This window comes from Catalinimonas locisalis, assembly GCF_038039535.1.
GTDB lineage: Bacteria > Bacteroidota > Bacteroidia > Cytophagales > Cyclobacteriaceae > Catalinimonas.
The window spans coordinates 20,190-27,966 of the sequence record NZ_JBBPHP010000062.1; the positions used below are offsets into that span (position 1 = coordinate 20,190).

The following is a 7,777-nucleotide window of genomic DNA, read 5'->3' on the forward strand; positions in this document are numbered from 1 at the left end:
TATTTATTATGCTTTGCTTAATACCTTCTTATCATTTTGCCGGGATTTTGACTTCCAGCCGATTACCTCCAGTGCCAGCGGAGAGGCGATGAATATGGATGAATAAGTTCCGAAAATCACCCCTACAAGTAGCGCAAAAGAGAAGCCTCTTAACACTTCACCTCCGAATACGAAGAGAATCAGTACTACAATCAGTACAGTGAGCGAAGTAATAATGGTACGACTCAGCGTATCATTGATGGCACGGTTGTAGTCGGTAAGTATGTCTGACTTACCTTTAAAAGCAAACTCCCTGATCCGGTCAAATACCACTACTGTATCGTTGATAGAGTAGCCGATGATAGTAAGGATCGCCGCAATGAAAACCTGATCTATTTCCAGGTTCAGACCAAATACGCGGGCTATGCCGTAGGCAGAGAACACCATGAGCACATCGTGCGCTAGCGCCACCAGCGCGCCTAGTCCGTACTGCCATTTCTGAAAGCGGATCAGAATATAGAGAAAGATCACAATCAGCGTAAAGATGATAGAATTTTGTGCACCATCTTTGACATCCTGGGCTACTGTGGCACCTACTTTGGTGGAACTGATCACTTCAGGATTTTCGCCTGCAAACTGCTGAAGACCGTTTTCCAGGGCATGCATCACCTGCTTATCAGCATATTCCGAATGATCCTCAGCCAGATAGCTGGTCGTGATTTTGAGCTGCTGCTCCTGGTTGAATGTTTTTACTTCTAAACCAGCGCCCTGAAAATCGTCTAGCATTTCCTCTCTCAACACGGAAGCGGCTACCGGAGAGTCAAAGTTTACGATATAGCTTCTACCCCCCTTGAAGTCTACCCCCAGGTTCAGTCCATTTTGGAAAAAGATACAGGCCATGCCTATGACGATCAGACTGGTAGAGAAAGCATATGCCCACTTTCTTTTTTGTATGAACCGGAAAGATGTACTTTTGAATAATGAGCGGGAAAGTACTGTGTCAAAACTTAAAAGCTTACCTCTTTTTGCCAGAAACTCTATGATCAAGCGGGTAATGAATACGGCAGTAAACAGGGAAGATACAATACCTATCATCATTACTACGGCAAAGCCTTTGATGCTACCTGTACCAAAAGTAAAGAGAATCACCCCGGTCAGAAAAGTAGTCACGTTGGAATCAATGATGGAGCTGTAGGCTTTATCGTAACCTTGCTTAATAGCCTGGAGCATACCTTTACCGTTTCGTAGCTCTTCCCTGATACGTTCAAAGATCAGCACGTTGGCATCTACTGACATACCGATGGTAAGTACGATACCAGCTATACCGGCCAGGGTCAGAGAGGCACTGAACTGGGCCAATACCCCGATGATGAAGAAGACGTTGAATAGCAGGGCGATATTAGCTACCAGACCTCCACTATTATAGTACATAAGCATAAACAACAACACCAGTGAAAGACCAGCCAGCATAGACACAATGCCCTGGGCAATGGTTTCCTGTCCGAGGGAGGGGCCTATTACTGCCTCTTCAATGATCTGCACCGAAGCAGGCATCTTACCAGCCTTCAGAATATTGGCCAGGTCCTGTGCTTCCTCTATGCTAAAATTACCAGAAATAGATGAGAAGCCATTGGGAATTTCTGATTGTACTACCGGAGCAGAATACACCTGATCGTCCAGTACAATCGCAATACGACGACCGATGTTTTCCATGGTCATCTTTTGCCACTTACGGCTGCCCTCTACGTTCATCTGCATTTCGACCGAAGGCTTACCCTGCTCGAGACTCTGCGAAGCATTAATGATGACTTCACCATCCAGACGCTGTACCGGACCTCTACCATCCTTTAGGGCATACAATTCCAGTAAGTCCTGATCCTGCTCAGGTTTCACCTGCCACAGAAACACCACATCATTGGGCAGCAGCTGTGCTTCAGACAGTTCATGCAGTGTAGCGTTGATGATGGCGGTGTCGGCAAGGTTATAGACCAGCCTGTAGTTCTCCTGCGTCAAAGCGAAGATAGGCAGCACATCATTTTGCACAGGGTTATGCTCCAATAGCTGTTGTTCCAGGCCGGTACTATCCTGCTTTACCAGTGATTCGGAAGAAGTCTCCTGTGGATGCTGTAGAGCCCACTGCCGATTCATCTCTTCCAAGTAGGGTAGCATTTCCTCAAGTTCTACTACCTGACGAAAATCCAGTTGGGCAATACCCTGTAATAATTTCCTGACACGCTCGGGATTGTCTACACCGGGCAGCTCTATCTGAATGTGCTCGGTAGCCGGTAGCCTCTGGATATTGGGTTGGGCTACGCCAAATTTATCAATACGGTTGCGAATGATTTCGTAAGATCTATCTACTGCTTCGCTGACCTCTTTTTCAAGATATACCAGCACCTCGGCATCAGAGGACTTACTGGAGATAAACTCCGTATTTCTACTGTTGGCAAAGATGGCACTGAGGGGTACCTCGCTATCCTGCTTTTTGTAAGCCTGATAAAAATGGTCTACAAACGAACCCTTTTCGGATTTGTGCAGGGCTGCGGCTTCCTGCAGTGACTGCTGGAATTCCTTTCCCTGGTAATCATTGGCCAATGCTTTGAATACTTCCAGAGGAGATATCTGCAATACCAGATACATTCCACCCTGTAGATCCAGTCCCAGGTTAAGTTCTTTTTCCTTGATATTTTTATAGGTCAAGGGAAGTCCTAGGAACTTGTACACGGGTTTTTCCCAGACAGAGTCCAGATAATATTGTTTCTTGTCTGTGTCTATCAGACCCTGAGGGGTAGTAGCGTAAGCGTCAGCCCGATGCTGTACGTTTCTGGAAACAAAAGTAAAAGACAAAGAGTATAGGCATATCAACGACACTATGATCGTCAAAATGACAATAAGATTTTTATTCAGCATATTTTTATAACTGATCAATGTATAATAAGAAAGAAAGGTAAGCAGTAGGTATCGGAAAGCTACCTACACTGAGGAATTGATCAGAAACCCTAGGGAGCTAATGCGCTGGTAAAAGAATAGTATGGATTAACCGTGAAGGCGGTTACGAAGAAAGTAGTACAGTTTTGATAAGGAATGACGGGAAGGTCAAAATTTACGAATACCTTATCAACCCAGTATACAATGAAAGAAGCAATTTGCACCCGGCTATTCAGCTCAACAAAAGTGACCTTAGCTCTTGCCTCCTGTTTGAGTTCGGTTATTTCAGAGTCCAGGTGTTTGCCTTCAACATAAGGAGCGGGCAGCCCCATCGCCAAAAGGCTGTGAGCCAGAATTAAGAGGGCAGCGAAAGTACCCAGTATGCTGTTCCTTATATCGTTGAGTTGTATCATTTTGCTTTTATCACGACAATTCTACGAAAAAGTTTAACACCTTGTACATATCTTAAAAATATTTTTTTTTGAAATCATACATACCATAGATTCTTTGGCATGTAATGCTAAACTGAGCACTTTTTACTCTTTTTGGTATCCCTATTGTCCTTTCTTTTTCTAAACCAGAAGTACATGGGTACTCCTGAAAGAATGAGTGATACGCCGATGGCTGCCTCTCTTGGTCGGCTGATAATGGTATTGAAAAAGAATACGATACAGAAGAGCACCATGATGGCTGGCACCAGAGGATATCCCCAGACTTTATAAGGTCGGTATGCATCGGGCATCTTCTTTCTCAAAATAAATACGCCCAGAGTAGTAGCACCGTAGAAAATAAAGACGGCGAAAATAATCATATCAGTCAGCTGATCAAAGGTGCCAGAAAGGACCAGCAGACTCGCCCACATTCCTTGGTAGAGCAGTGAATTAGCGGGAACCTGGGCCTGATTCAGTCGCCCCACTTTGGGGAAGAACATCCCTTCGTTGGCCATTGCATAGTAAGGGCGGCAACTTGCCAGAATGGTAGCATGGGTACAGCCTAAAGTGGTCAGTAAGATAAGCACCGACATAAATAAGGCACCATATGCCCCCCAAACGCTCCTGATAGCCTCAATGGCCGCAATCTTATTGTCTGACTGGTGTATCTGCTGCAATTCAGACACCGGTAACAGTAGCAGATAAGCCGCATTTACCATCAGATAGATCGCAATGACTGATATTACACCTACGGTGATGCCTCGGGGAATATTCTTATGGGCATCTTTGATCTCACCTCCCACATAGCCAATAGCTGCCCAGCCCTGATAGGCCCAGAAAGCTGACATCATAGAGGTAAAAACGAGACTGCCACTGATTTCCTTTCCGTTCTCGGTGCTGAATTGTAACAGGCTACCCAGATTTTGATATCCTTTCCCCAGACCAAAAAGAATGACCACTAAAATACCTCCACCAACCAGTAGTAGTATCACTGTGCTCATCTCCGCTCCGGCTTCGATCCCTTTTGTATTGAGCCAGGTTAGAAGTAAGATAAGTAGTATCGCCGTTAACTTGACACTGAAATCTGCAAAAGGAAAAAAAACGCCTCCTATTCGCACATCCGACCAATCAGCTAGTAAAGGTGGGATGTCTACTACACTATGTAGTGACTGGGCAAAAACATAGGCCAGAGAAGAAATGGCTGCGGTTTGTATGACCGTAAAAGACGACCAGCCAAACATGAAGGAAAAGAAGCGGTTATAAATTTTTTTGTAATAGGCATATTCACCCCCTGTACTGGCCAGCAAACCGGCTACTTCGGCATTGCTTAGGGCCCCAAAAAGGGTAATGATACCTGCCAGTAACCAGCAAAGCAATATCCAGGGGGCCGACTGTAGCTCAAATGCCATAGGGGCTACCTTTTTATACACTCCGGAGCCGATAATATTACTGATGACTACCACTATAACTAACTTGAGCCCCAGAGAACGACTCAACTGATGAGAATTAGGCATTTTTCTTATTCTTAAGTCTGTTTTTCATTATATAAGCGAAATATCTGCGCACCAAAAGCTCACCCTGACAGGGCAAACATATATCAAAAATAGAACCTCATTGAATTCAATTCTAGCTCTCAAAAAAATTATTTTTGGTGATAACACTGTCAAGCCAAAAACAACGTTTAACTTTTACCCAATTCATTAAATTTGGTATTTAATTTGGTAACAATTCTGAAAATAGTTCTTATCATTTGTATCAGCTCATCTTCCATATAGACATGCATGGATATTATTGACACTATCCTTTTAGGTATAGTAGAAGGCATCACTGAATTTCTACCTATCTCCTCAACTGGTCACATGATTTTGGTTTCTTACCTGCTTAAAATAGAGGAAACTGATTTCCTGAAAACCTTTGAGGTATTTATACAACTGGGTGCTATTTCGGCCATTGTGTGGCTTTATGCGCAGCGCCTGCTTAATAACTGGAAATTAATCTTCAAGCTGACCATTGCATTCATACCTACGGGTGTGGTCGGTCTGCTGGCCTATGAGTTTATCAAAACGTATTTGTTTAGTCCTTTGGTGGTAGCGACCAGCTTGTTTGTAGGGGGACTTGTGTTGATACTGATAGACAAAAAAGTAGAAGGGAAGGAAGCGCTGCACGAAGAGACCGCTGCTTTGTCCATCAAAAACGCTCTCATGATCGGGTTTTTTCAGTGCCTGGCGATGATCCCCGGAGTTTCCAGGGCCGCAGCCACTATCATCGGAGGCGTAATGAACGGACTTAATAAAAAACAGGCAGCCGAGTTTTCTTTTCTGTTGGCAGTACCTACCATGTTGGCGGCCAGTGGATATGATCTGTTAAAATCAGAGATCATCTTTACTGACGAACAGATCATCTCCTTGGGCATAGGGTTCATCCTCGCCTTTGGAACTGCCTGGATAGCGATCAAGATTTTTCTGAGGATACTGACAAAGGTCGGGTTCAAATACTTCGGCTACTACAGAGTATTACTCGGATGTGTCTTTTTAGCATGGTATTACTATCAACTTTAGGAGAGCATTCAAACATATACCTTACACTTTATCTGAATATATAGAAATGATAGATCTAATTACTTTAAGGAGGCTTCAAACTGAAGAACTCCCGTCATACTGAAATATATTTTCATCACTTTCCATTCAACACAACTATCTACCTTTTTATAAAAATATGAAATCTATTCCTTTACATGCCCGAATCCTGCTAGGAATGCTGCTTGGTTTGATCTGGGGCATCGGTAGCGTTTATTTTGGTTTGCCGGAAGTTATTTCCAAAGATCTGATACAGCCGATAGGTACAATATTTATCGCCCTGCTCAAGATGGTGGCTATGCCCCTGGTGCTTGCTTCCCTGATTGTGGGGGTAGCGAGCATGAATGATATTCAGAAATTGTCCCGCATCGGTGGGCTTACCCTCGCCATTTATGTATGCACTACCGCTATTGCTATCATGGTAGGCCTTTTCTTGGTAAATTTCATTCAGCCCGGACAGCATTTGCCACAGGATACCCGCGATAACCTGATGCAGCTTTATACCGAAAACGTTACCTCTAATGTAGAAAGCGCATCCCAGGTAGAAAATCAGTCTTTACTTCAGCCGCTGGTGGATATTGTACCGGAAAACCTGTTTGAAGCCCTGACTACCAACACCCAGATGCTTCAAGTCGTCTTTTTTGCTATGCTGTTTGGTATTGCTCTGGTCAAAATGAACAACGCGAAGAAAGAAACCGTGGTAAATTTTTTTGACGGAGTAAATGATGCCATTATTACAATCGTAGATTTCATTATGCTTCTGGCTCCGCTGGGAGTTTTTGCCCTGATCAGCAACTTGATCGTGGAGGTAGCCGGAGATGATATCACCAAGGCGATTGACTTGTTGATGAGTCTGATGTGGTATAGCGCTACGGTGATCCTGGGCTTGCTGGTGATTCTTTTAGGCGTTTATCCTGCTATCTTTCTTTCTGTTACAAAAATTAGCTACAAATCCTTTTTTAAGAGTATCAGGCAAGCACAGTTACTTGCATTTACCACCAGTTCAAGCAATGCAACTTTGCCACTTACCATTAAAAACTGTGAGGAAAACCTGGGCATTTCCAGGGAAGTAAGCAGTTTTGTTCTGCCGCTCGGAGCAACGATCAATATGGATGGTACCAGCTTGTACCAAGGTGTAGCAGCAGTTTTTATCGCGCAGGCGCTCAATATAGATTTATCTCTGGGTGATCAGCTCTTGATACTATTGACCGCCACCCTTGCCTCCATTGGTACGGCAGGTGTACCGGGCGCTGGTATAGTCATGCTTATCATTGTACTGGAAGCGATTCATGTACCGGTGGCGGGTATTGCATTGATCCTGGCGGTTGATCGTATACTTGATATGTGCAGAACGGTGGTTAACATTACCGGTGATGTCACCGTAGCTGCGGTCATAGATAGTATAGAACTAAAGAGGAAGATTAAGGATAAGATTCATCCTCAGGCTAAAGTGTCTGCCTAGACATTGAAATTTACTAGATTCAATTCCTTGTCATAGTTTTTATTAACTCTTGACAGGCTTTATCTGACCCATTGCTCATTATCTGGTATAAGTAATATCATTTGATGGGCATCTGATTTTATGAGTGTAGCCTTTATGTCGTATAGTATACTCTAATGTTGATCTCTCACCAAACGAGGTTCTGCAAAATCTATAGTTATAAATTTAGCCTGAAAAACTTCTTCTCCCTCTATCGGTTGAATGTCTATTTTTACATCTTTCTTTCTACCATACCACTGGGATAATAAGCAGCGCTTGGAGAAAATTATTTTGTGGATATAACAGACTTAGAGCATGTTTAAATTTTGAAAAGAGCAGGTCAGGACGTAAACTTTGGGTCAACCAAAACTCAAAAGTTTATG

5 protein-coding genes are annotated in these 7,777 nt (G+C 43.6%); 2 read left to right on the forward strand and 3 right to left on the reverse strand.

Annotated elements, in window-relative coordinates; genetic code table 11:
• Positions 1-6 precede the first annotated feature (6 nt).
• From secDF to WJR50_RS32005, 3 genes are all read right to left on the reverse strand, one after another.
• Positions 7-2,889 carry a protein translocase subunit SecDF gene (gene secDF, locus WJR50_RS31995; protein WP_341297412.1) on the reverse strand — a complete coding sequence of 961 codons (2,883 nt, stop codon included), beginning with the start codon at positions 2,887-2,889 and terminating at the stop codon, positions 7-9.
• An 89-nt stretch (positions 2,890-2,978) separates the two neighbouring features.
• Positions 2,979-3,320 (reverse strand): hypothetical protein, encoded by a 342-nt coding sequence (locus tag WJR50_RS32000; RefSeq protein ID WP_341297413.1) that lies wholly within the window; start codon positions 3,318-3,320, stop codon positions 2,979-2,981.
• Positions 3,321-3,427: 107 nt separating this feature from the next.
• Positions 3,428-4,852, reverse strand: a complete 1,425-nt coding sequence (locus tag WJR50_RS32005) for an APC family permease (protein WP_341297414.1) — start codon at positions 4,850-4,852, stop codon at positions 3,428-3,430.
• 267 nt (positions 4,853-5,119) lie between these two features.
• Here WJR50_RS32005 and WJR50_RS32010 point away from each other — a divergent pair, with 267 nt between their 5' ends.
• Together WJR50_RS32010 and WJR50_RS32015 are read left to right on the forward strand one after the other, a co-directional pair.
• Positions 5,120-5,896 carry an undecaprenyl-diphosphate phosphatase gene (locus WJR50_RS32010; protein ID WP_341297415.1) on the forward strand — a complete coding sequence of 259 codons (777 nt, stop codon included), beginning with the start codon at positions 5,120-5,122 and terminating at the stop codon, positions 5,894-5,896.
• Positions 5,897-6,053: 157 nt separating this feature from the next.
• Positions 6,054-7,376 carry a dicarboxylate/amino acid:cation symporter gene (locus WJR50_RS32015; protein ID WP_341297416.1) on the forward strand — a complete coding sequence of 441 codons (1,323 nt, stop codon included), beginning with the start codon at positions 6,054-6,056 and terminating at the stop codon, positions 7,374-7,376.
• Positions 7,377-7,777: the final 401 nt, after the last annotated feature.

Bases quoted from the DNA above. Each gene is read 5' to 3' on its own strand.
- secDF (WP_341297412.1), bottom strand. From the start codon at position 2,889: ATGCTGAATAAAAATCTTATTGTCATTTTGACGATCATAGTGTCGTTG.
- WJR50_RS32000 (WP_341297413.1), bottom strand. From the start codon at position 3,320: ATGATACAACTCAACGATATAAGGAACAGCATACTGGGTACTTTCGCT.
- WJR50_RS32005 (WP_341297414.1), bottom strand. From the start codon at position 4,852: ATGCCTAATTCTCATCAGTTGAGTCGTTCTCTGGGGCTCAAGTTAGTT.
- WJR50_RS32010 (WP_341297415.1), top strand. From the start codon at position 5,120: ATGGATATTATTGACACTATCCTTTTAGGTATAGTAGAAGGCATCACT.
- WJR50_RS32015 (WP_341297416.1), top strand. From the start codon at position 6,054: ATGAAATCTATTCCTTTACATGCCCGAATCCTGCTAGGAATGCTGCTT.